At 73.9% G+C, this 22,749-nt stretch carries 12 protein-coding genes; 5 read left to right on the top strand and 7 right to left on the bottom strand.

The window, feature by feature from the left end:
• Positions 1-129: 129 nt before the first annotated feature.
• Positions 130-3,834, top strand: a complete 3,705-nt coding sequence (locus B085_RS0137315) for a S8 family serine peptidase (protein WP_018563699.1) — start codon at positions 130-132, stop codon at positions 3,832-3,834.
• A gap of 641 nt (positions 3,835-4,475) precedes the next feature.
• Here B085_RS0137315 and B085_RS0137310 read toward each other — a convergent pair.
• Positions 4,476-5,030 (bottom strand): NAD(P)H-dependent oxidoreductase, encoded by a 555-nt coding sequence (locus B085_RS0137310; RefSeq protein WP_018563698.1) that lies wholly within the window; start codon positions 5,028-5,030, stop codon positions 4,476-4,478.
• Between the two features lie 104 nt (positions 5,031-5,134).
• Between B085_RS0137310 and B085_RS0137305 the strand changes: the two genes are divergently transcribed.
• Positions 5,135-5,785: a TetR/AcrR family transcriptional regulator gene (locus tag B085_RS0137305; RefSeq protein ID WP_026251847.1), complete on the top strand. Its 651-nt coding sequence runs from the start codon at positions 5,135-5,137 to the stop codon at positions 5,783-5,785.
• A 56-nt stretch (positions 5,786-5,841) separates the two neighbouring features.
• On the opposite strand, the gene B085_RS46120 is transcribed toward B085_RS0137305, so the two are convergent.
• A complete protein-coding gene (locus B085_RS46120) occupies positions 5,842-6,366 on the bottom strand; it encodes a calcium-binding protein (RefSeq protein ID WP_051102264.1) in 525 nt (174 codons plus the stop codon).
• 211 nt (positions 6,367-6,577) lie between these two features.
• Between B085_RS46120 and B085_RS0137295 the strand changes: the two genes are divergently transcribed.
• Positions 6,578-10,315, top strand: a complete 3,738-nt coding sequence (locus B085_RS0137295; RefSeq protein WP_018563696.1) for a S8 family serine peptidase — start codon at positions 6,578-6,580, stop codon at positions 10,313-10,315.
• A gap of 430 nt (positions 10,316-10,745) precedes the next feature.
• On the opposite strand, the gene B085_RS51265 is transcribed toward B085_RS0137295, so the two are convergent.
• Complete coding sequence (locus B085_RS51265) at positions 10,746-13,742, bottom strand: S8 family serine peptidase (RefSeq protein ID WP_018563695.1); 2,997 nt, start codon at positions 13,740-13,742, stop codon at positions 10,746-10,748.
• 206 nt (positions 13,743-13,948) lie between these two features.
• Between B085_RS51265 and B085_RS0137285 the strand changes: the two genes are divergently transcribed.
• Positions 13,949-14,935, top strand: a complete 987-nt coding sequence (locus B085_RS0137285) for a helix-turn-helix domain-containing protein (protein ID WP_018563694.1) — start codon at positions 13,949-13,951, stop codon at positions 14,933-14,935.
• Between the two features lie 84 nt (positions 14,936-15,019).
• Positions 15,020-15,652, top strand: coding sequence for a hypothetical protein (locus tag B085_RS45005; protein ID WP_018563693.1), 633 nt, complete (start codon positions 15,020-15,022; stop codon positions 15,650-15,652).
• Positions 15,653-15,698: 46 nt separating this feature from the next.
• Here B085_RS45005 and B085_RS0137275 read toward each other — a convergent pair whose 3' ends face one another.
• The 4 genes from B085_RS0137275 to B085_RS0137260 form a co-directional block, all read right to left on the bottom strand.
• Positions 15,699-17,879 (bottom strand): alpha-galactosidase, encoded by a 2,181-nt coding sequence (locus B085_RS0137275; RefSeq protein ID WP_018563692.1) that lies wholly within the window; start codon positions 17,877-17,879, stop codon positions 15,699-15,701.
• Between the two features lie 91 nt (positions 17,880-17,970).
• Complete coding sequence (locus B085_RS0137270) at positions 17,971-19,320, bottom strand: ABC transporter substrate-binding protein (protein WP_026251845.1); 1,350 nt, start codon at positions 19,318-19,320, stop codon at positions 17,971-17,973.
• Positions 19,317-20,330 carry an acetylxylan esterase gene (locus B085_RS0137265; protein WP_018563690.1) on the bottom strand — a complete coding sequence of 338 codons (1,014 nt, stop codon included), beginning with the start codon at positions 20,328-20,330 and terminating at the stop codon, positions 19,317-19,319. Before B085_RS0137265 ends, B085_RS0137270 begins: the two co-directional genes overlap by 4 nt.
• Complete coding sequence (locus tag B085_RS0137260; protein ID WP_018563689.1) at positions 20,324-22,747, bottom strand: glycosyl hydrolase family 95 catalytic domain-containing protein; 2,424 nt, start codon at positions 22,745-22,747, stop codon at positions 20,324-20,326. Before B085_RS0137260 ends, B085_RS0137265 begins: the two co-directional genes overlap by 7 nt.
• Positions 22,748-22,749: the final 2 nt, after the last annotated feature.

The raw sequence follows: 22,749 nt of genomic DNA, 5'->3' as shown, positions 1-22,749 counted from the left end.
GCCTCCGCCGACGGTTTTGGGGCCAGGATGCCACCGCCCCCACCGGGGCGGTCCTAACCGTTTCCGGGCCGACCCGGCCCGACGGAACTGCCAGGGAATCCCTTGAGACCATCACCAGGACGCTGGGGCGTGTTCGCCGCCGCCGGCGCCGCCCTCCTGTCATTGGCACAGCCCGCCGCGCTCTCCGCGGCCCACGCAGCCACGCCCGCGAGCAGCGGGTCCGACGCCCCGGCGCCACGGAGCAACGTCCCGCCGGGCGTTCACACGGTCACCCTGATCACCGGCGACATCGTTATCACCCGGCAGTCCGGAGCCGCCGGAGGCACCGTCGAGTTGCGCGGAGCCGACGGCGGCAAGGCCCGCGCGCACATCATGGAGTCGCGCGGCGACCTTTACGTCTATCCCGAGTCGGCCCTCCCCTATGTGGCTGCGGGCACACTGGACCGGCGTCTGTTCAACATCAGCAAGCTCGTCGCGGACGGCTACGACGACGCCCACCGCGACCACCTGCCGCTGATCGTCTCCTACGACAGCGCCTCCGCGGGCCTGCGTTCCACGACGCCCCAGGGCGCCACCCGGGTCAGGGACCTCAGCGGCGTCCAGGGCGCCGCCCTCACCGAGGACCGGGACCTCTCCGGCGACTTCTGGCGGTCCGTCACCTCCGCGTCCGGGGCCGCAGCGCGGACCGCCAAGGCGGGCGCCGCCCCGTCCTTCGCCTCCGGCATCGCCCACATCTGGCTCGACGGCAAGGTCGAGGCCGATCTCGCCGACACCACCGCCCAGATCGGCGCCCCGCAGGCGTGGTCGGCCGGCGACACCGGCAAGGGCGTCGACGTCGCCGTCCTCGACACCGGCGTCGACACCGGGCACCCCGACCTGGCGGGCCGGATCGCGGCCTCGCGGAGCTTCGTCCCGGACGAGGACGTGACGGACCGCAACGGGCACGGCACCCACGTCGCGTCCACCATCGCCGGCACCGGGGCCGCCTCGGACGGCAGGGAGAAGGGCGTCGCCCCCGGCGCGGACCTGCACGTCGGCAAGGTACTGGCCGACACCGGCTCCGGTCAGGACTCCTGGGTACTGGCCGGCATGGAGTGGGCCGCGGTGGAGCAGGACGCGGACATCGTGAGCATGAGCCTGGGCTCCGGCACGCCGTCCGACGGCACGGACCCCCTCAGCGCGGCCGTCGACCGGCTGAGCGCGCAGACCGGCGCGCTGTTCGTGATCGCCGCGGGCAACGCGGGCGCGCCGGGAAGCATCGGCGGACCGGGCGCGGCCGACTCCGCCCTGACCGTGGGCGCCGTCGACTCCTCCGACGACGTGGCCTGGTTCTCCAGCCAGGGACCGCGGGCCGGCGACGGCGGGCTCAAGCCGGAGATCACCGCCCCTGGCGTGGACGTGCTCGCCGCCCGCTCGCAGTACGCGCCTGAGGGCGAGGGCAGTTACCAGACGCTCAGCGGCACCTCGATGGCCACCCCGCACGTCGCGGGCGCGGCCGCCCTGCTCGCGGCCGCGCGTCCGGGGCTGACCGGCGTCCAGCTGAAGGACCTGCTGGTGAGCAGTTCGAAGCGGACCCCGCAGTACGACGCGTTCCAGGGGGGCAGCGGACGGGTGGACGTCCCGTCGGCGCTCGGTGCCGACGTGTTCGCCTCGGCGACCGCGTTCACCGGCCAGGCTGAGGCGGGCGGCGGCGCGGCCGCGGTCCGGCGTCCGGTCACGTACACCAACACCGGGAGTGCCCCGGTGACGCTCGCCCTGTCCGTCGAGGCCCCCAACGCCCCGGCGGGCCTGTTCTCGCTGTCCGCGGCCCAGGTCGTCGTGCCGGCGCACGACACCGCCGACGTCACCGTCACCATCGACGGCTCGAAGGCGACGGGCAACGGCCGCTGGTCCGGCCAGGTCGTCGCGGCCGACACGGACGGCAGGACGGTCACCCACACGGCGGTGTCGCTGGGCGACGGCGCCCACAAGCTGACGATGGTCCTCAAAGACGGTGACGGCAAGCCGATGTCCGGGGTCGTCCAGGTGCTGCGCTCCGGGAACTTCGAGCCGGAGTTCTACATCGCCGACGCGACCGGTCGGCTGGAGGCCTGGCTCCCGAACGACGTCTACTCGGTGCTGTCCTTCAAGGACGTACGCGGCGTGCACGGCCCGCACTCGATGGGCATGGCGCTCCTCGGCGACCCCGAGGTCGTCATGGACCGCGACCGGACGGTGACGCTCGACGCGACGAAGGTCACGCGGGTCGAGATGACGACACCGCAGCCGGCCGAGGCGACCTATCAGCGCCTGGAGTACAACCGGGCGATGGGCGGCGGCCGCTGGCGCGACTACATGGAGACCCAGACCAGCTACGACAGCCTCTGGGCGCAGCCCACCACGCACAAGGTCACCCACGGCGACTTCCACCTCGGCGCCCGCTGGCGCAAGGAGCAGCCCGCGCTGTCCGTGACGACCGGCGGCGACGAGTTCACGGACGTCCTGCGGCAGGAGGACGTCACCGCACTCCCCGAGGGCACGTACTCGTTCCCCCTGGTGGCCGCCGGTGACGGCGCGAGCGCGGACTACACCGGCCTTTCCGCCCGCGGCAAGGCCGTGGTCGTGCGCCGCAACGGGAACGTGGGCGACGCCGAGCAGGCCGCGGCGGCGGTCGCGGCGGGGGCCAGGCTCCTGCTGGTCGTGAACGACCAGCCGGGACGCCAGTTGCGGAGCTACACCGGCGACCCCTTCCTCCCGCCCGCCGCCATCGACGTCGCGCTGCTGAGCACCGACGAGGGCGAGCGGCTCATGCGCCGCGCGGCGGCTCGGGGCGCCGTGCTGAAGGTCGGCTCGCAGCCGGTCAGCCCGTACGTCTACGACCTCATGTGGACGTGGCACAACGAGATCCCCGGCAACCTGGTCGTCGAGGGCGGCACGAAGAACCTGGCCCGGGTGGACGTCACCTTCGACAGTCCCGACCCGGCCCAGGGCGGCGGCGAGTTCCGCTTCGACTGGCCCGTGTACTCCAACTGGGGCCTCGGCCTGACGATGCGGGAGCCGGTGAACTCCCGGCGGGTCGACTGGGTCTCCACCGGGCCCGGGTACTCCTGGGGCCAGGAGGCGTACGTCGACGGCCTGATCTACGAGATCGAGCCGCGCGCCACGTACCGGGCGGGCAGCCGGCACAGCCAGGAGTGGTTCAAGCCGGTCGAGCGGCCGTACCTCAACAACAACTACAAGCTGCCCACCCGCAGCGGGAGCTGGCTGGCCTTCGACATCCCCGCCTGGGGCGGCGCGGACCACGTCGGCATGTCGATGGACTACGACCGCACGAAGCAGGCTCTGACGCTCTACCAGGGCGGCACGCGCCTCGGGCAGAGCAGCACCAACACCAGCATGGGGGGCACCGCCCCCGCCGCGGGCAAGCTGCCCTACCGCCTGGTGCTGGACGCGAGCCGTGACGCGTCGGTGAGCCCCTACTCCTCCGCCACGCACACCGAGTGGCAGTTCACGTCCAAGGCGCCGTCGGGCGACGACGCCGCGGTGCTGCCGCTGCCGCAGATCGACTACGGCGTCGCCACGGACGCGGAGGGCAGGGCCGCCCGCAACGGCACGCTGTCCGTGACGGCCGCGCACCTCCCGGGCGCGGTGGGTGCGGGCGCACTCTCGGCCGTCTCGCTGGAGGTGTCCTACGACGATGGACGCACCTGGCGGAAGACCGCCTGCGGGCACGACGGCCGCTTCAAGCTGTCCGCCCCGAAGCAGGCGCGTTTCGTCTCGCTGCGTGCGCGTGCGCACGACTCCGCGGGCAACGCGGTCACCCAGACCGTGAGCCGGGCCTTCGGCCTGCGCTGACGGAGGGCGTCACACATCCCCACCGGTGCGGGCGGGCCGTTCACGGCCCGCCCGCACCGCCGTCGGCGCCCCCGCGCCGCGAGCGCGGCTTCCGGGATCCCGGGCGCCGCGATCCGCGCCAGGAGTTCCGCCTCCTGTGCCCGCGTGACGGCGCTGCACAGGTCTCCCGGATCGTCGGCGGTGAACACCGTCCGTCCTCCGCACCGGCCCTCGGCGTGGATCGTGTACGGGGCCAGGTCGAGCAGCAGGCCGAACCACGCGTCGTCCCGTGCGTCGATGTCGATCCCGTTCCGGGGTCGTCCCTCCCTGAGCGCGTCCGGCCGTCATCGCCTCCCGGACCAGGGCGAGCAGGCCCGCCCAGGGGGACCGGACCTCCCGCGGCCACACACCGTCGGTATACGCGTCGGGATACGCGCTGTCGTGCCGGGCCGCGGGACGCGCAGCGCCTCGCGGTGCAGGAGCGCGAGGTCCGAGGGGCTCGGTGCGCGGGCGGGCACGAATGCGCGGCGCGGGCCGCCGTCCTTGTCGATCACGCCGACGGCCCGGCCATGCGCCTCGCCTTCGGGTGACGCGGGGCCGCGGGGTCGCGGGGAACACAGGACCCCGCGGGCAACGGCCCGCGGGGTCCCGGCGTGGATTGGTCAGGCCGCGGCGCCGGCCTCGGTGAGCTGCCGGACGACCCGGGTCAGGCCCTCGACGACCTCGGAGTCGTCGGCCGGGTGGGTCTCGGCGAAGCGGTTCACGGAGCCCGGGATGGAGAGCTTGGCGTCGTCGAGGACCGAGGCGCCGGCGATGCCCGCGGCCTTGCGGGCCTCGTCCTGCGCCCAGACTCCGCCGTACTGGCCCAGGGAGGTGCCGACCACGGCGACCGGCTTTCCGACCAGGGCCCCGGCGCCGTAGGGGCGGGACATCCAGTCGATGGCGTTCTTGAGGACGGCCGGGATGGTGCCGTTGTACTCGGGAGAGAAGAGCAGGAGCGCGTCGCTCGCCGCGGCGGTGGTCCGCAGGCGTGCGGCGGCCTCGGGCAGCGCGCCCTCGACGTCGATGTCCTCGTTGTAGAAGGGGACCTCCGCCAGGCCCTCGTAGAGCGTGATCTCGACACCTTCGGGGGCGTGCTTCACGGCGGCTTCGGCGAGCTGGCGGTTGTGCGAACCGGCGCGGAGGCTGCCGACGAGAGCGAGGATGCGGACGGACATGGGGGATCTCCTTCTGGGAACCGGAAGCGGACCGTGGTCCGCTTACCTGTCTACCAGCTAAACGGACCGCGGTCCACTTCCATTCCCGCCGCTACGCTGTGGCCATGACCGAGCCGCCCCGCGCCGCCCTCCCCGTGCGCGACGCCTCCGCCGGGCCCGTGGACCTCTCGCTCACACCGGCGGGCGAGCCGCCTCGGCTGCGCGCCGACGCCGCGCGGAACCGCAAGCGCCTCCTGGAGGTGGCGGCCGAACTCGCCGCCGAGCGCGGAGCGGCGAACGTGACCATGGAGGCCGTCGCCGCCGCGGCCGAGGTCGGCAAGGGGACGGTGTTCCGGCGCTTCGGCGACCGCGCGGGGCTGATGCTCTCGCTGCTCGACCACATCGAGCAGCAGATCCAGGCCGCCTTCCTCACCGGCCCGCCGCCCCTCGGACCGGACGCCCCGCCGCTGGAGCGGCTGCGCGCCTTCGGCCCCGCCGTGATCCGGCACGAACACGCCCACCGGGACCTGTACATGGCCGCACGCCGCGAACTGAGCCGCCGCTTCCACCCGGCCTACCAGCTCAGGCACACGCACCTGACGCTGCTGCTGCGGCAGGCCGGTGCGCCCGGCGACGTCGAACTGACCGGGCACACCCTGCAGGCCTACGTCGACACCGTGCTCGTGGAGTACCTGCTCACGGTCCGGGGCATGCCCGCCGAGCGGCTGGACGCCGGCTGGCACGACCTGGTCGACCGCCTCTGCACGACCCGGTAGCGCCCTCGCCGGGGCCACCCGGGCCGCTGCGGCCAGGCCCTCGGCCGGATGAGCGGTCAGGGATTGCAGCCGGGACCGGCGGCCGGGTTGGTGCAGACGTCGGAGCCGGGTCCGCCGTCGTTGGCGTTGGCGCCCGGACCGCCGGAGAGGACGTCGTTGCCGGCGTCACCGAAGAGGGTGTCGTCGCCGTCACCGCCGGCCCGGGCGTCGTTGCCGTCGCCGCCTTCGACGCGGTCGTTGCCGGTGCCGCCGGTCAGGGTGTCGCTGCCGGCCCCGCCGCAGATCAGGTCGTTGCCCCCGCGGCCGTCCACGACGTCGTTGCCGCCCCGGGCGAAGATCACGTCATCGCCGGGGGTGCCGACGAGGACGTTGGCGCCGTCGGTCCCGGTGATGGTCGCGGCGGCCGTGGCGCATGTCGCGGCGGAGACCGTCAGCGTGAAGGACTGTGCGGCCGTCTGCGCCGGGGCGGCCTGGGAGGTCGGCTGCCTTCGGCCGGTCCCCTCGTTGGGCCGTCCGTGGCCCCGCGGGGCGCGGCCGCCCTCGCGCGATGGCCCCGGACATGCCCCCGAAGGGCGGATCACCGAACCGGGCACCCGCGGACGAGGGCCCGCAGCCGGGCGGTGCGAACCACCCCGGCCGAGCGGGGCTTCGCGCGGCCGGGTCCAGGCCCTGTCGTGATCCCGACAGGGGGCGGAAAGACGCCGCAGTCCGTGTGCCGTTCACCGCCCTTTGAATCGTTTAACTCGCTAGCATGCGGCGGACATTGGATGGATCTAACGTGAAGGATCCCCTGTGAGACCGCTCTTCCCAGGCCGAACAGGCCTGCCGATCGTCGCGGGTGTCGCGGCCGTGCTGATGGCGATCCCACCGGCGGCTGCCAGCGACCATGCCGCCACCGGCTCCCCGTCGGACGGCGTGACCGTGACCGGCGGAGCCCCCGCCGGCTCCGCCCCGCGCACCGTCACCCTCATCACCGGCGACCGGGTCACCGTCGCTCCCGGCGGCGACGGCCGCGCCTCCGTGACCGTGGAGGGCCCCCGGGGCCACCGCGCGGACGCCCGCATCACCACGCGGCAAGGCGACACCTACGTCTACCCGTTCGCCGCCGAGCGCTACGTGGCGGCCGGACTGCTCGACACCGACCTCTTCAACGTCACGCGCCTGATCGCGGACGGTTACGACGACGCCCGGTCCAAGGGCCTGCCCGTCATCCTGACCTACTCCTCCGACGCCCGCCGCAGGCTCGCGGCGCCCTCCCTCCCCGAGGGGGCCACCGGCGCACGTGCGCTGACCAGCATCGACAGCACCGCCACCACCCAGGACCACGACCGGGCGGCGGAGTTCTGGGCCGACCTGACCGGCCCGGCCACCGCGCAGACCACCGCGAAGGCGAAGGCGAGCGGCCTCGCCCTCACCGGCGGCGTGCGCAAGGTGTGGCTGGACGGCAAGGTCGAGGCCGACCTCGCGGACAGCGTCGCGCAGATCGGCGCCCCCGACGTGTGGGCCGGCGGCGACACGGGCCAGGGTGTGGACGTCGCGGTCCTGGACACGGGCTACGACCCCGGGCACCCCGACCTCGACGGCGTCGTCACCGACTCCCGCAGTTTCGTGCCCGGCGAGGACGTCGACGACCACCACGGCCACGGCACCCACGTGGCGTCCACCATCGCCGGCAGCGGCGCCGCGTCCGACGGCAAGGAGAAGGGCGTCGCCCCCGGCGTGCGGCTGCACGTGGGCAAGGTCCTCAGCAACGCCGGCAGCGGTTCCGACTCCTGGATCATCAGCGGCATGGAGTGGGCCGCCCGCGAGGCCAAGGCCCGCGTGGTCAGCATGAGCCTCGGCAGCGACCAGCCCACCGACGGCACCGACCCGATGAGCCAGGCGGTCAACGAACTCAGCGCCGAGACCGGCACGCTGTTCACCATAGCCGCCGGCAACTCGGGCCCGTACGAGGGCACCGTGGCGGCGCCCGGCGCCGCGGACGCCGCGCTCACCGTCGGCGCCGTCGACTCCTCCGACGCCATAGCCGACTTCTCCAGCCGAGGCCCCCGTTTCCGGGACGACGCGATGAAGCCGGAGATCACCGCCCCCGGCGTCGACATCCTCGCGGCCCGCTCGCAGTGGGCGCCCTTCGGCACCGGGTCGTACGCCACGCTCAGCGGCACGTCGATGGCCACCCCGCACGTCGCGGGCGTCGCCGCCCTGGTGGCGGCGAAGCACCCCGACTGGAACGGGGCCCGGATCAAGGACGCCCTGGTCTCGACCTCCGTGGCGACGCCGGACATCCCCGCGGACTCCGGCGGCAACGGCCGCGTGGACGCGGTGGCCGCCACCAGCGGCACGCTCGTGGCAACCGCCACCGCCGACGCCGGCATCCACCCCCCGGGCGGCGCGGCCGGCGGGACCGTGACCCGCACCGTGGAGTGGGCCAACTCCGGTGACACCGCGGTCACCGTGACGCCGCGCCTGGACGCGGGGGACGCGCCCGAGGGCCTGTTCACGGTGACGGACCGCCAGGTCACCGTCCCCGCGCACGGCACCGCGTCCACCACCGTGACCACCACGCTCGACCGGGCCCCGGCGGGATCCCGCTTCACCGGGCACGTCGAGGGCGTCGTCGACGGCAAGGCCGTCACGCGCACCCTGCTCGCGGTCAGCACCCGTGACGAGTACCACCACCTGCGCGTCCACGTCACCGACCGCGCCGGCGACCCGATGGTCGGCCTGGTGATGTACCAGCGCAAGGGCGACGAGTACGCACAGGCGCTCTACACCGACCTCGACGGCGTCCTCGACACCGTCGTCCCGCCGGGCACCTACACCGTCTGGACCTGGGGCGCCGTACGCGGCGTCCACGGCGAGTCCTCCTACGGGCGGGCTCTGCTGGCCAGGACCGGCGTCGTGGTCGGCAACGCCGACACCGACACGACGCTGGACGGCACGAAGCTGCGCCGGACCGAGGTCGTCACGCCGAAGACCTCCACCGACAGCGACATCCGCATGGACTTCAACCAGTCCTTCAAGGACGGGTCCCCCGCCATCACGGACACCGCGACGGTCGGCGACGGCTTCGACAGCGTGTGGGCGCTGCCCATGCCGAAGGCCTCCGGCGGAGACCTGGCGTACACGGTCCGCTGGCGCATGCAGCAGCCGCTGCTGGCGCTCTCCTCCGGTGACCAGGTCTTCGACGACCTGTGGCTGCAGCCCGGTTCCGGCCGCCCCGCCGAGGGCACCGGGACGCTGCCGGCGGTCTTCGCCGGCAAGGGCACCGCTGCCGAGTACGCGGCCGCCGGCGCCAAGGGCAAGGTGGCCGTGGTCCGCTACACGGGGGACGACGACCAGCTCACCGACGCGCAGAAGGCGGGCGTCGCCCTGCTCGTCGTGGTGAACGACCTGGACGGCCGGCTGCGCGAGCCCGTGCGCCGCACCGCCCTCGTCGTCGCGGGCATCTCCCGCACCGAGGGGGAGACCCTGATCGGCCGCATCCAGGACAGCCGTTCCGGCTCGGTGCCCATGCGGGTCGTCGGCCACGCCGAGACGGACTACCTGTACGACCTGGTGCGCACCTGGCACGGGACGATCCCGCAGACCCAGCGCTACGCGCCGGCCGAGCACCGGCTGGCCCGGGTCGACGTCGGGTTCCGCAACGAACCCGGCACGGAGGTCGACGAGTTCCGCTACGACATCCAGCCCTACCTGGGCGTCAAGGTCGGCGGCACCCGGCTGTCGTCCGCCGGCGCCGAGCGCACCGACTGGGTGACCCCGTCGGGTGAGGCGACCTGGATGGAGGAGGCCGCCAACGGCATCCGCTCGATGCAGTTCTCCGGGCTGGTCGGGTACCCGGCGGGGCGCACCACCGACGTCCAGTGGTTCGGGCCCGTGGAGCACCCTCGGATGAACGAGAGCCAGTGGCTGCCGCAGCGCAGCGGTGACGTCCTCGACGTCACCATCCCGGCCTGGGGTGACGGCGGCCGCGACCACGCGGGTGTGGTCGGTCCGGGCACCACCTCGCAGGTGAACGAGCTCTACCGGGGCGGCGACCTGGTCACCCGCACCGAGGGCGGCTGGCTGGGCGGCGACGTCCCCGCGGCGCCGGGCCGGTACCGCCTGGTGACGTCCACCGAGCGGACGGAGGCGTACCCGTACTCCACCGCGACCCGCACCGAGTGGGGCTTCTCCTCGGCGACGCCGGGCACGGACGACCCGCAGGTGCTCCCGCTCCTGCAGCTCGACTACGGGATCCGCACCGACGCGGGCGGCGCCGCGCGACGCGACGCCGAACTCACGGTGAGCGCCTCCCCGTTGCCGGGCGTGTCGGCCGGACGGGTCAGCACCGACGCGGTGGAGGCCTCGTACGACGACGGCCGGACCTGGCACCGGCTCTCGCTGCGCGGCGCGGAGGACGGCGCCGCCCGGGTCCGGCTGGACGCGCCGCGGCGGGCCGAGTTCCTGTCGCTGCGCGTGCGCGCCTCGGACAAGCGGGGCAACACGGTGACGCAGACGGTGATCCGGGCGACCGGCCTGGTCTGATCCGCGTCCGCACACGGCGCGGCCGGTCCCTCCGTGCGGAGGGGCCGGCCGCGCCGTCGTTCCGTCGGCGCTCGCCCGTCGCCGGTCTCGGCCCGGCAGGGCGGACGGGTCGCCCGCTGCCGACAACCGCCCTCGGCGGCCTCCGCACGGCGTGATCGGATGGGGCCGCGAGGGTCGCGCGGGGTGAGGAGAGGCGGTGGGATCTGCGAAGCCGGAGAAGTCTCCGGCCGGGGCATGGCTGCTGATCGCCGTGGTGGCACTGGCCGTCGGGGTGGCGATGGTCCGCCAGACGCGCGGGGCGCTTGAGCGGGAGCCGGAGTTCCGTGCCGCGCCGCCGTGCGTCGCCGTCCCGGTCAAGGCGTCGGCCCCGGGCACGGAGCGGTGCCGGCCCCCTCGTCATGAGGGGGCCGGCACCGTCGCGTGGGGCCCGTCAGCCGATGGTGACGAGGGTGCCCGCCGCGTTGGGGTACCCGATGTAGGCGGTCGCGGGACGGTCGGACGGGACGCCGCTCCACGAGGCGGTCAGCGTCAGCGGGACGCCGGGCTTCGTGGCGGGGTTCTGCGGTGTCACCGTGAACGTGCCCTGCGTCGGCGCGCTGTCCGGGCCGATCAGGTTGGCCTGGAAGGAGAACGGGAAGTCCGTCAGCTCCGGCTGGCCGCCCAGTGTCATGACGAGGGCCAGGTACTTGCCCGCCTTCATGCTCGGCAGGCTCACCACCGGCCGCGTCTGGTCGAGGGCGAGGTCACCGACGATGTACGGGTCCTGGCCGTCGCCCGGGTCATACGCGAGCAGCAGGCTGAGGCGGGCCTCGGGGTTGTCGGGCGTGACGAAGAACTGCCCGGCCTGCGTGCCCTCCGGCACCGTGAAGGTGAAGTCCTGCTCGGGCTTGTCGTTGGACACCGCATTGCGGACCGGGGTGCCCGCGACCGGGCCGCGGGGGGCCAGGGCGAGCGAGGTGGTGCCCGGCGTCACCTGGAAGGAGACACTGCCGCTGCCCGCGGTGCCGGACACCTGGTCGGGGGCGATCAGGCTCCACGGGGTGAGGACGACGGGGCTGCGCACGCCGGTGCGGCCGTGCCGCCAGGTGAGGTCACCGGTGACGGTCTCGCCGGACCGCCCGGTCGTCAGCTCGAAGGAGACGCTGAACCGGGCCTTCTGGCCCGCCTTGCCGAAGTGCAGCACGGACGGGTGGACGGTGGCCTTGACCCCGGGCACCGAGATCGAGGCCCGGTAGGTGCCCGGCGTCACGGCGGTGACGGTACGGGTCACGGTCTGCGAGCCGACCATCCGGCCGATGGCGATCGACGGGTAGTTGAGGTCGCTGGGGTCCACGGCCTTCACCCCGCTGCCGGTGTCGACGCCCAGGCCCTCCAGGTAGCCGAGCCAGTCCTTCTCGGCGGAGTCGTAGACCAGGCCCGGCTCGAACATGTCCGACGGCCGCACCTCACCGGCGCCCTGCGCGAACAGGTCGGTGTTCTTCGCACCGGTCGCCGTCCTGGTGTCGACGGCGGTCGTCATCATCGCGGACTTCACGGCCATGGGCGACCACGAGGGGTGCTCGGCCAGGTAGAGCGCGGCCAGGCCGGCGATGTGCGGGGTGGCCATCGAGGTGCCGGTCATGAAGTCGTAGTCGTGGCCGAAGTTGGAGGCGGGCGCGACGGCCGCGAGGATGCCGACACCCGGGGCGGCGATGTCGGGCTTGAGCAGATCGCCGTTGTTGACCGTCGACGGACCGCGCGAGGAGAACGGCGCGATCTGCGGGTACGGCTGGCCCGTCGTGCCGCCCGGGAGCAGGCTCACCTCGGCCCCGGCGGTGGCCGCGTACGCCCGTGCGTCGGTGGCACCGGGGGTGTTGAGGTGCACCGTGGGCACCGCGTGCAGGTCGCCGTCGGTGTCGAGGTCGCTGACGTTGACCAGGACCATGCCGACTCCGCCGGCCCGCTGGACCTCGTGGGACTTGTCCACGCGCGGGTTGACGCCCCGGTCGCAGACGACGATCGCGCCGGCGGCCTTCGCCGGGTCGAGGGTGCCGTCCTGGCACAGCGCGGCGTCGCCGGCGGAGGCGGAGGCGTTCTTCACCTTCTCGGCGAGAACGAGGGGCTTCGGGCCGAGCGGGGAGTCCACGGTGGTGCTTCCGCCGACGTAGGTGTCGCCGTTGCCGAGGCGCACGGTGGCCTCGTAGGGCGCCAGGGTGCTCGCGGCCACCGTGGTCGTCCACGGGGCGACGTTGTCGGCGGAGGAGACCTCGGGGCCGGAGTTGCCGGCCGCGGTGGCGACGAAGACGCCCGCGGCCGCGGCGGTGCGGAAGGCGGCCTGGACCGGGGAGTCCGGCGCGGTCTCGATGACCGAGCCCGCGGAGTAGTTGAGGACGTCGACGCCGTCGGCGACCGCCTGGTCGACGGCCGCGACGATGTCGGAGGTCATGCCGCCGCTGTCGCCGGCCGCCTTGCCGGTCCAGAACGCCTTGTAGACGGCGATCGCGGCGGCCGGCGCGACGCCGGAGACCTCTCCGAGGTGCCGCCCGTCGACGGTGACGTCAACCCCGCTGTTGCCCGCGGCGGTGGAGGCGGTGTGCGTGCCGTGGCCCTCGCCGTCCCGCGCTGAGACGTAGTCCGCTCGGCGCTCCGGCGGCACCTGGGCCAGCCAGGCGTCGCCGAACCAACGGGCGCTGATCACCTTGCTGTTGCAGGCGCCGGCGGTGAACTCCTCGCCGGCCTTGCAGGTTCCGGTGAAGGTACCGCCGTCGGCCTTCCGCATGACAACCTTGTCGCCCTTGCGGTAGGGGCGGTACGGGTCCTTCGACGTGGGCCGCGAGGTACCCAGCGGGGCGGCGGCGAAGGAGCGGCTCTCCGGCCAGATGCCGGTGTCGATGTCACCGACGACGACTCCGCGGCCGGCCTCCTTGGTGCCGCCGAGGGCCGACCACAGGCCGTGCCGCCCGGTGAGCCCGAGGAAGTCCTGCGAGTTCCGGTCGTCGGAGACCTTGTTGAGGGTGTCGGGCGCGACCGACAGCACTCCGGGCGCCTTGGAGAGTTCCGCCACCTGCGTGGCGGACAGGTCCGCGGTGAAGCCGTTGGTGACCACGGAGTACCGGCGCTTGATGCGCGCGCCCACCGAGGCGGCCGCGGCGCGCTGGGCGTCGGTGAGGTGCGCGCGGTAGCGCACGGCGTCCGCGTCGGCCAGGTCGACCTTGGCGCCCGGCGCGGGGGCGGTGCCGGGTATGCCGTCGACTCCGCCGCGGTAGGCGGCGATCGGCCGGTCGGCGAGGGTCACGATGTAGCGGCCCGCGACGAGGTGGCCCGCCACCGGGACCGGCTCGGTGCCGGCGGCGGGAGCGGCCTGGGAGGGGACGGCGGACGACAGGGCCAGTGCGACGGCGGTGGCCGCCACCAGGGCGGCCGGTCTGATGCGTGACTTCGAGGTCACGTTCGGTCCTCCAGAGGGAAGAGGCCAGGGACGTCACCGCACGTCCGGGCGCGATGGGGTGTGCGGGGGGCGGGTACGGGACCGCCGCTCCCGGTGCGGTGTGAGGAACGATTCAAAAGTGAACGGCCCACGGCCGTGTGATGTCCAGATAATCTTGTGGCGTCTTCGGACAGCTGGCGGACCACGCCATCACAAGGAGCGCGTACGTGCTGCAGGCCCTGGGTATCAGCGAGTTCGACGAGGCCGTCTACCGCGCCTTCCTCACCCGGGCCGGCCTCGACGCACGGGAGTACGCCCGAACCGCGGGGGTCTCCCCGGACCGCGTCCGCCGCGCCGTGGCGCGGCTGGCCGGGCTCGGTCTCCTGCGCCGCGACGGCCGGGGCGAATTCCGCCCCGTCGGGCCCGGCACCGCGCTCACCGCCCTGCTCGACCAGCGCCGGCTGGAGGCCGAGGCGGCCTTCGCAGGAGTGCGGTCGGTCGTCGACGGCCTCGCCGAGGAGTACCGGGCGGGACGGCTGCGCAGCGACCCGGGCAGCCTGGTGGAGGTGCTGTCGGGACGCGACGTCGTCGCGCCGCGCATCGACGAGCTCAACCGCTCGGTCAGCACGCACATATGGATCCTCGACAAGCCGCCCTACCTCGACCGCGCGGACGGGCTCCCCCACACCAACGAGGCCGAGAGGGCGTCGACCGCCGCGTGGGCGCGCGACGGCGTCGACATCCGGTCGGTGTACTGCCCGGAGTCCATGGAGCGGCCCGGCCGGTTCGAGACGGTGCTGGAGATGGCCGCGCTCGGCGAGCAGGCCCGGATGCTGCCCAGCCTCCCCTTCAAGCTGCACATCATCGACCGCCGCGTGGCCCTCGTCCCGCTGGTCGGCGGGGTCTACGACAGCCTCGCCGTCGTGCACCCGTCCGGTCTGCTGGACGCCCTCATCGAGCTGTACGAGGCGTACTGGGCCCGGGCCGAACCGATCGGCGCACCGGCCCGGGCGGCCGGGGAGGAGGGTCCCACCACGGAGGAGGTCGCGCTGCTGACGATGCTCCGGGCCGGACTCAAGGACCAGGCGATCGCCCGTCAGCTGGGGTTGAGCACACGGACGGCGACCCGCCGCATCGCGGCGCTCATGGCTCGGCTGGACGCGAGCACGCGCTTCCAGGCCGGGGCGGAGGCCCACGCGCGTGGCTGGATCTGATCCTTCCTGACGGCACATCACACCGAATCGATCACAAGCGGCCAAGTGCACACGGAGCGGGCCGAGACGGGTCACCATCGGCGTATGAATGCATCCGCGACCGCCGCCCTCACCCCGCTCCCCGACGGGGTCTGGTCCACCCTTTCCGCCGCCCGCGAGGCGTACCGCGCCGCCGTCCCGGCCGCGTACGACGAGGTGCTGACGGAGATCGCGGAGCGCGTCCGGGACACCGGAAGCCTCGGCAAGACGGACGTCGCCGCGCTGGTGGTGTGGAAGCGGCTGCAGGCGAGCACCGCGTGGGTCGTCGAGCTGATGAACCTGCGCGACGCGGAGGTCCGGGCCGTCACGTCCGCGGCCGTGGACGCGGTCCGCGACCCGCAGGCCCCGCGCGGCGCGGCCGCCCGCGAGGGCCGCCGGGCCCTGCTCCCCCTGCCCGGCTGCCGCAACGGCGACGCACTGGCCTCGGCGCTGCTCACCGCCGCCGCGCCGGACCGGATGGCCGTCTACGACCGCCGCGCGCAGTTCGGCCTGGAGCGGCTGGGCTACCAGTTGACACCGGCACCGGGCCGCTACGGCCGCTACATGGACCTTCTCGACGACCTCCTCGTCCGCTCGGGCCCCGACGCGGACGGCTGGACCGCCCGCGACGTCGACACAGCCCTGTACTGGCTCGGCCGCCAGGCCGCGCCGACGTCCGGGGACACCGAGGAGGAGTAGGGGCCCCGGTTCCCGCGAAACGGTCCGGGCCCGGGCGCGGGACGGGTCAGTCGGCCCGGCGCAGCTCGATCAGCAGGGCCTGTTCGGGGTTGAGCTGCGGCATCGGCAGGCCCGCGGCGGTGAGGAGTGCGCCGGGGAGGGTGAGGCGGTCGTCGATCGCCTCGGTGAGCCAGGCCGGGCCGCTCCTGTGGTGGAAGGACGGCAGGCCGACGTCCGTGCGGACGCGTACGCGGTAGCGGCGGGCGGGGTCGAGGCCGGGCAGCGGTACCCGGCCAGGCTGGCCCTCGGGGGAAGTCGCCACGCGGGCCCAGCAGTAGAGCGCGGCCGTGCCGTCGTGGGCGACGACGCCGTGCAGCAGCGTCGCGTCGCCCGAGAGGTCGGCGCGGACGGTGCGTCCGCCGTGCAGCAGCGGGCGCAGTTCCCGGTACAGGGCGGTCCACGCGGTGAGCCGGGCCACCTCCTCCTCCGTGCAGCGGGTGAGGTCCTGCTCGATGCCGGGGTGGCCGAAGAGCGCGGTGGCCAGGCGGAAGGTGTCGGAGCTGACACGTGCGGTGGTGTGGCTGGGGTCGGGCCCGACGTGGGCGCCGACCAGCTCCGGGGGGAGCAGTTGCCCGGTCCACCGCTGGATGGACTGCCGTTCCACCGGGTCGTTGCAGTCGGAGGCCCACACCCGGTCGGTCCTGGCGAGGATGCCCAGGTCGACGCGGCCGCCACCGCTGGCGCAGCTCTCGATCTCCAGGGACGGGTGGCGCTGCCGGAGGGTGTCCAGCAGGCTGTACAGCGCCTCGACCTGGGCGCGCGCCGCAGGGCGGTCGGCCGGTCCGTTCACGGCCTCGTGCACCTCGCGGTTGTGGTCCCACTTGAGGTACGCGATGCCGTACTCCGTGACCAGGGCGTCCAGCGCCCCGAGCAGATGGTCGACGACGCCGGGGTGGGACAGGTCGAGGACATGCTGCTGCCGGGCCGCGGGACCGGCGCCGCGCGCGGGGGCGAGGACCCACTCCGGGTGCCGCCGGGCCAGGTCCGAGTCGAGGTTGACCATCTCGGGTTCGACCCACAGGCCGAACTCCATGCCCAGGGAGCGCACATGGTCGGCGAGCGGCGTCAGCCCGTCGGGCCACACCTCCCGGTCGACCGTCCAGTCGCCGAGCCCCGCGCGGTCGGAGCGGCGCCCGCGGAACCAGCCGTCGTCCAGGACGAAGCGCTCCACACCGACCTCGGCGGCGCGGTCGGCGAGCCGCAGGAGGCGTTCCGGGTCGTGGTCGAAGTACACCGCCTCCCAGCTGTTGAGGATGACCGGCCGGGGGCGGCGCGGGTGGCCGGGGCGGTCCCGGAGCAGGGTGTGGAAGCGGCCGGCGAGCCCGTCCAGGCCGGCGCCGGACCAGGCGTAGTGGCAGACGGGCGTGCGGTGGGTGTCCCCGGGTGCGAGCCGGACCTCGCCGGCGCGCAGCAGTTCCCCGCCGCCGAGCACGGCGGCGTGGACGCCCGCGCCCTCGGGCAGTTGCTCGACGAGGTAGCGCTGGTCGCCGCTCCAGGCGACGTGCACGCCCCAGACCTCGCCCTCTCGGAAGCCGAAGCCGGGTACGCCGACGGCGACGAGGTACGGCGAGTCCAGGCCGGGCTTGCCGCGCCGGACGTCGCGGGCGTAGGTGCCGTGGGCGAGCGGGCGGCGTTGCGGGGAGCGTTCGCGGCTCCACTTGCCGGTGAAGTCGAGGATCTCACCGGCACGGCGGGGCAGCGGGAGCAGCGCGGTGACCTGCACGAGGTCGTACGGGGCCGGGTCCGCGTCCGGATGGCGGGTGATCTCGCTGTGCACGGCGAGCACGCCGGAGGGTTCCAGCCGGTAGGTGATCGCGATGTCGAGCCCCGCGGCGGCGTCGGTGAGGCAGACGGCGAGTTCGCCGCCCTCGGCGTCCTGCCGGACGGAGGTACCCGTCGTGGTCAGCCGGGGGGCGGCGGCGCCGCCGCCCCGGTGCCCGTGGTGCGCGGGGGTGCCGGCCCAGCCGTCCGCCTCGGTGGGCCAGACGGTGAAGCGGCGCGGCGCGTCGAGGGAGTTGTTGAGGACCGCGGGCTCGGCGGTGAGGCTGAGGGCGGCCAGGTCGTCGGCGGACAGCGGCCCGAGGTCGGCCCCCCAGTGGAGCACCCTGGGCACCGGCTCGGTCAGTTCGACGACGAACGCGGTGCCGGCCGCGCGCAGCGGGACGATCCGCGCGGTGCTGTCTGCCATGGGGGGGATTCCTTTCGGGTGTGCCCCGCCGCCGGACGCCCCGGGATGGGGGCGCGTCCGGCGGCGGGGGGCGCAATTCGCTTCCGGTGGCTCAGTTCTTCGCGAGGAGGGTCTTGCTCTGCTTCTCCATGTCGGCGAAGACGGAGTCGTCCTTCTGGCCGGCGAAGTAGCCTTCGAACAGCGGGTTCAGGGCGTCCTGCACGGCGGCGCCGTTGCCGTAGACCGGGGACGGGTACAGGACCTTGTCCTTCAGCATGCTCGTGAAGACCGACAGGTCGACCCCGTCGGCGGCCAGTGCCTTGGTCGCGGCGTCCATGGAGGCCGGGATGGACGGGAAGAACGTACCGGTGCGGGAGGCCTTGGACTGGCAGGCCTCGGAGCCCATGTAGGACACCCACTTCCAGCTCAGTTCGGGGTGCTTGGTGCCCGCCCAGATGTTGTTGCCGTTGGAGTTGCTCATCACGGCGCGGGTCTTGCCGTCGGGGCCGTACGGGGGCGCCGCGACGCCGGTCTTGACGCCGGGGATCTTGGCGAAGGTGGAGGCGGACCAGGAGCCGCCGATCTCCATGGCCACCCGGTGGGAGGAGAGCAGGTCGACGTCGCTGACGCTGGAGGTGAACTCGCCGAGCTTGGGCGCGTATCCCTTCTCCGTCAGGGAGCGCGCCCACTTCAGCGTCTTCACCAGGCGGGGGTCCGCGTAGTTGAAGACCGTCGGCCAGCTCTCCTTGTCGCCGAGCCGCCACCCTGTGCTGGAGGCGAACGGGCTCCAGGAGGTCTGCCCGATGAAGTCCTTCGCGGCGATCTGGCCGAAGCCGAAGGTCTTGACGTGGCCCTTGTCGAAGCCGGGCTCGTCGCCGCGGCGCCCCTTCTCGTCCACGGTGAGACGGGCGATCATCTTGCCGAACTCGCCGCCGTCGTCGGGGTTCCACGTCACGGACTCGACGTCGGCCTTGCTGTAGCCGGCCTTGGTCAGGGCGTCCCGGTCGTAGTAGAGACCGGCCGCGGCCCAGTCCAGCGGCAGCGCGTACTGCTTGCCGTCGGTGAACTTCCAGGCGTTCACGCCGACGGAGAAGCGGGACAGGTCGAACTTGTCCTTGGCGATGAAGTCGTCCATCGGCAGCAGCTGGTTCTGGCCGGCGTAGGCCTGGAAGAACTGCACGCTGTTCTGGAAGGCGTCGGGGGCGCTGCCCGCGACGAAGCCCGCGGTCAGCTTGGTGAAGTAGTCGTCGACGTTGTACTGCGAGATCTTGACGGTCGTACCGGGGTTGGCCTTCTCGAAGTCCGCGGCGCAGGTCTTGTACGCGGCGGCCTGCTTGTCGTCCCAGGTCCACCAGTTGACGGTCTGCGAACCGCCCGCGGTGTCCGAGCCCGACGAGCAGGCGGACAGCACCGCGGCGAGGGTGAGCGTGGCCCCGAGGGCGACGACTGCGCGCATTCTCATGTTTCCTTCTTTCGGGACGGATCCTGGTGCGGGTGGTGGGACGACGTCTTGAGGAGCGCGCGGAAGGCGCTCAGGGCGATGACCAGGTCCTCGGGGCCGCCGGCGTCGTGGCCGTTGAACTCCCACAGCCGCATCTGCTTCGGCCCGCCGTAGCGGTGGTAGGCGGCGAGCGTGGTGGCCGGCGGGCAGACCTCGTCGCGCAGCCCGGCGGAGAACCAGGCGGGCGCGGTGGCGCGGCGGGCGAAGGCGAGTCCGTCGAAGTAGCCGAGGGTGCGGAAGGTCTGGTCGACCCGGTCCCGGCGGGCGCCGAGGTAGCCGATGAGCTCGGCGTACGGCTGCTCGCCGGTGAGCCGGAGGGCCTGCCGGATGTCGCACAGGAACGGCGACTGGAAGTGCGCGGCGCGCAGCCCGGGGAGGAGTCCGGCGACCGCGAGGGCGATGCCGCCGCCCTGGCTGGGGCCGGTCACGGCGACGCGGTCGGGGTCGGCGTGCGGTGACGAGCGCAGGGCCTCGACGGCGCGTACGGCGTCGGTGAAGACACGGCGGTAGACGTAGGTGTCCTTGTCCTCGATGCCGCGGGTGAGGAAGCCGGGATGCGAGGGGCCGCTGCCGACCGGGTCACCGGTGGCGCCGCCGCCCGCCCATGCTCCGCCCTGGCCGCGGGTGTCCACCAGCAGGTGGGCGTAGCCGGCGGAGGCCCAGAGCAGGTCCTCGACGGGGGCGCCGCGTCCGCTGCCGTAGCCGTGGAACTGCACGACGGCGGGCAGGGGGCCGTCGCGGTGGCGGGGCAGCCGCAGCCAGCCGCGGACCGGGTGGCCGCCGAAGCCGGGGAAGACGGCGTCGTAGACGTCCACGGTCTCCAGGTCGGTGTCGACCGGGGTGAGTTCGAGCCGTGGTTCGTGGACGCGGGCGGCCTCCAGGGTGTCCTTCCAGAAGGCGTCGAAGTCGGCGGGGTCGCGGTACGCGCTGCGGTAGGCCCACAGTTCGGGGACGTCGTCCTCGGTCAGCACGGCCTGGCCTCCTGACGCGGGGTGAGGTGGGCGTCGAGGGTGACGGGGGTGCCGGTGGCGACGCGTACCCGGGTGGTGCGGTCGCCGTGGCGGACCGTCACCGGCTCGCTGTCGTCGCCTGCGTGACGGCGCAGGGTCACGGCGGTGAGGGCTCCGTCGTGCCAGGTGAAGTCGGCCGCCAGGCCGCCGCGGCAGCGCAGGCCGGTCGCCTCGCCCTCGCGCCACTGCGCGGGGAGCGCGGGCAGCAGGTGGACGGTGCCGTCGATGCTCTGCAGCACCATTTCGGTGAGCGCGGCCATAAGGCCGTAGTTGCCGTCGATCTGGAACGGCGGGTGGGTGGAGAACAGGTTGGGGAGCAGGCCGCCCCACTCCGAGCCGTCGACGGGCGCGTCGGTGTCCGGGTCTCCGGTGAGCGGACGGCTCGCCTCCAGCAGAAGCGAGCGGGCGGTCGCGGCGTCGCGCAGCCGGGCGCGCAGGGCGATCTTCCAGGCCCAGGACCAGCCCATCGCGCCGGGACCGCGCCGGTCCAGCAGGGCCGTCGCGGCGGCCGCGAGTTCCGGGGTGCCGTCCGGGTCGATCTGGCCGAGCGGGTGGACGGTGACCAGTTGGGACAGGTGGCGGTGGTGGGGGTCCTGCTCGGGGAGGTCGTCGGCCCACTCCTGGAGCCAGCCGCCCGCGGCGATCCGGGGCGGGTGCAGGCGCGGCAGCGTCGCGGAGATGCGGTCGCCCAGCGGGGTGTCGATGCCGAGGACCGCGGCGGCGCGCAAGGTGCGTTCGAGGACGGCCCGGGTGAGTGCCGTGTCCATGGTGGAGGAGCGGGTGAGCGACGCCATGGAGCCGTCGGGGGTGAGGTAATGGTTCTCCGGCGAGGTGGAGGGGAGGGTGCCCAGCCGCCCCGTGCCGTCGTCCACCAGCCAGTCGAGCAGGAACTCGGCGCAGCCGCTGAGCAGCGGCCAGGCGCGTTCGCGCAGAAAGGCGGTGTCCTGGGAGAACTCCCAGTGGTCCCACAGGTGCTGTACGAGCCAGGCGCCGCCCATCTGCCAGATCGCCCAGGACGCGGCGCCGCGGCCCATGCCGACGGGCAGCGCCCAGCCCCACATGTCGGTGTTGTGGTGGGCGACCCAGCCGCGGGCGCCGTACAACTGCCGGGCGACGTCCCGGCCGTGCGCGGCGACGCGGTCGAGGAGGTCGAACAGCGGCTCGTGGCAGGGGCCGAGACCGGCTGCCTCGGCACCCCAGTAGTTCATCTGGGTGTTGATGTTGATCGTGTAGTTGGACGACCAGGCGGGACGCAGGTCGGCGTTCCAGATGCCCTGGAGGTTGGCGGGCGGTCCGGCGTGGGGGCGGGAGGCGGCGGCCAGGAGGTAGCGGCCGAGCTGGAACAGCACGGTGGCGGTGAGGAGTTCGTCCTCGCCGGAGAGGATGTCGCGGGCGACGTCGTGGATACCCGGGCGGCGCGGCCCGATGCGCAGCGAGGTGCCGCCGAGGAGTGCGCGCAGCTCGGTCTCGTGCGCCTTGAGCAGCACGTCGGTGCCGCGTTCCACGGCCCGGGCGGCGCTGTCGGCGGCGGCTTCGAGGTGCGCCGCGCGGCCGGCCGGCGCGTCGAGGCCCCGCCAGTGCCGCAGCGCCTCGGTGGAGCTCGCCACGGCCGCGAGGAGCCGGGTGGCTCCGGTGACGCGCAGCACTCCCCCGTCGGCGGTGACCTCTCCGTCGGTGGCCACGCGCAGGGCCAGCGCGCCGAAGGGGTCGTACCCGTCGGCGGGGCCGTCCGCGTACCGCAGCGGTTCCGGGACGTCGGGTTCGTGGGCGGGTGCCCCGTCGACGGGAATCTCGATGCCGATGACGACGCCCTCGGGACCGGCGGCGCGGTGCACCTCCCGGAGGGGGGTGGTGACCTCCAGCCGCAGGTCCACGGTGCCGCCGGCCGCGACCAGGTCGGTGCACAGCGTCCCGGTGCTCGCGTCGGCCCAGGTCCGGCGGGTGACCGACGGGCCCGAGGGCAGGTCGAAGGCGTCCTCGGCGATCCCGCTGTCGAGGTTGAGGGTGCGGCCCCGGTAGGTGGCGTCCCGCGCGCCGGGCACCGTCAGCCACAGGTCGGCCCAGGGCAGGTACTCCTGGCTGTACGGGCCCTCGAAGGCCATCAGGAGCTCCTCGGCCCGGTGCGGTTCCCCTGCGCGGAGCGCGTCGCGGACCTCCTCCAGCCGCCGCGGACCGGCGCCGGCGGCGACGACGCCGGCGAGCGCCTTCGCGGGCCCGCCGGGGGTGCCGGACCACACGGTGGAGTCGTTGATCTGGATGCGGGCGCGGTGGGTGCCGCCGAAGACCATGGCGCCGAGGCGGCCGTTGCCGACCGGTGCGGCCCCGTTCCAGTCGGCCGCGGGCGCGGGCCAGCGGAGCAGCAGGTCAGTGGGGTTCATGG

This window comes from Streptomyces sp. BoleA5 (genome assembly GCF_000373665.1).
Taxonomy (GTDB): domain Bacteria; phylum Actinomycetota; class Actinomycetes; order Streptomycetales; family Streptomycetaceae; genus Actinacidiphila.
The sequence above is the reverse complement of the archived record's forward strand: the minus strand, read 5'-3'. Positions and strand labels throughout refer to the sequence as shown.

Bases quoted from the DNA above. Each gene is read 5' to 3' on its own strand.
- B085_RS0137305 (WP_026251847.1), top strand. From the start codon at position 5,135: ATGACCGAGCCGCCCCGCGCCGCCCTCCCCGTGCGCGACGCCTCCGCC.
- B085_RS45005 (WP_018563693.1), top strand. From the start codon at position 15,020: ATGAATGCATCCGCGACCGCCGCCCTCACCCCGCTCCCCGACGGGGTC.
- B085_RS0137310 (WP_018563698.1), bottom strand. From the start codon at position 5,030: ATGTCCGTCCGCATCCTCGCTCTCGTCGGCAGCCTCCGCGCCGGTTCG.
- B085_RS0137275 (WP_018563692.1), bottom strand. From the start codon at position 17,879: ATGGCAGACAGCACCGCGCGGATCGTCCCGCTGCGCGCGGCCGGCACC.
- B085_RS0137270 (WP_026251845.1), bottom strand. From the start codon at position 19,320: ATGAGAATGCGCGCAGTCGTCGCCCTCGGGGCCACGCTCACCCTCGCC.
- B085_RS0137260 (WP_018563689.1), bottom strand. From the start codon at position 22,747: ATGAACCCCACTGACCTGCTGCTCCGCTGGCCCGCGCCCGCGGCCGAC.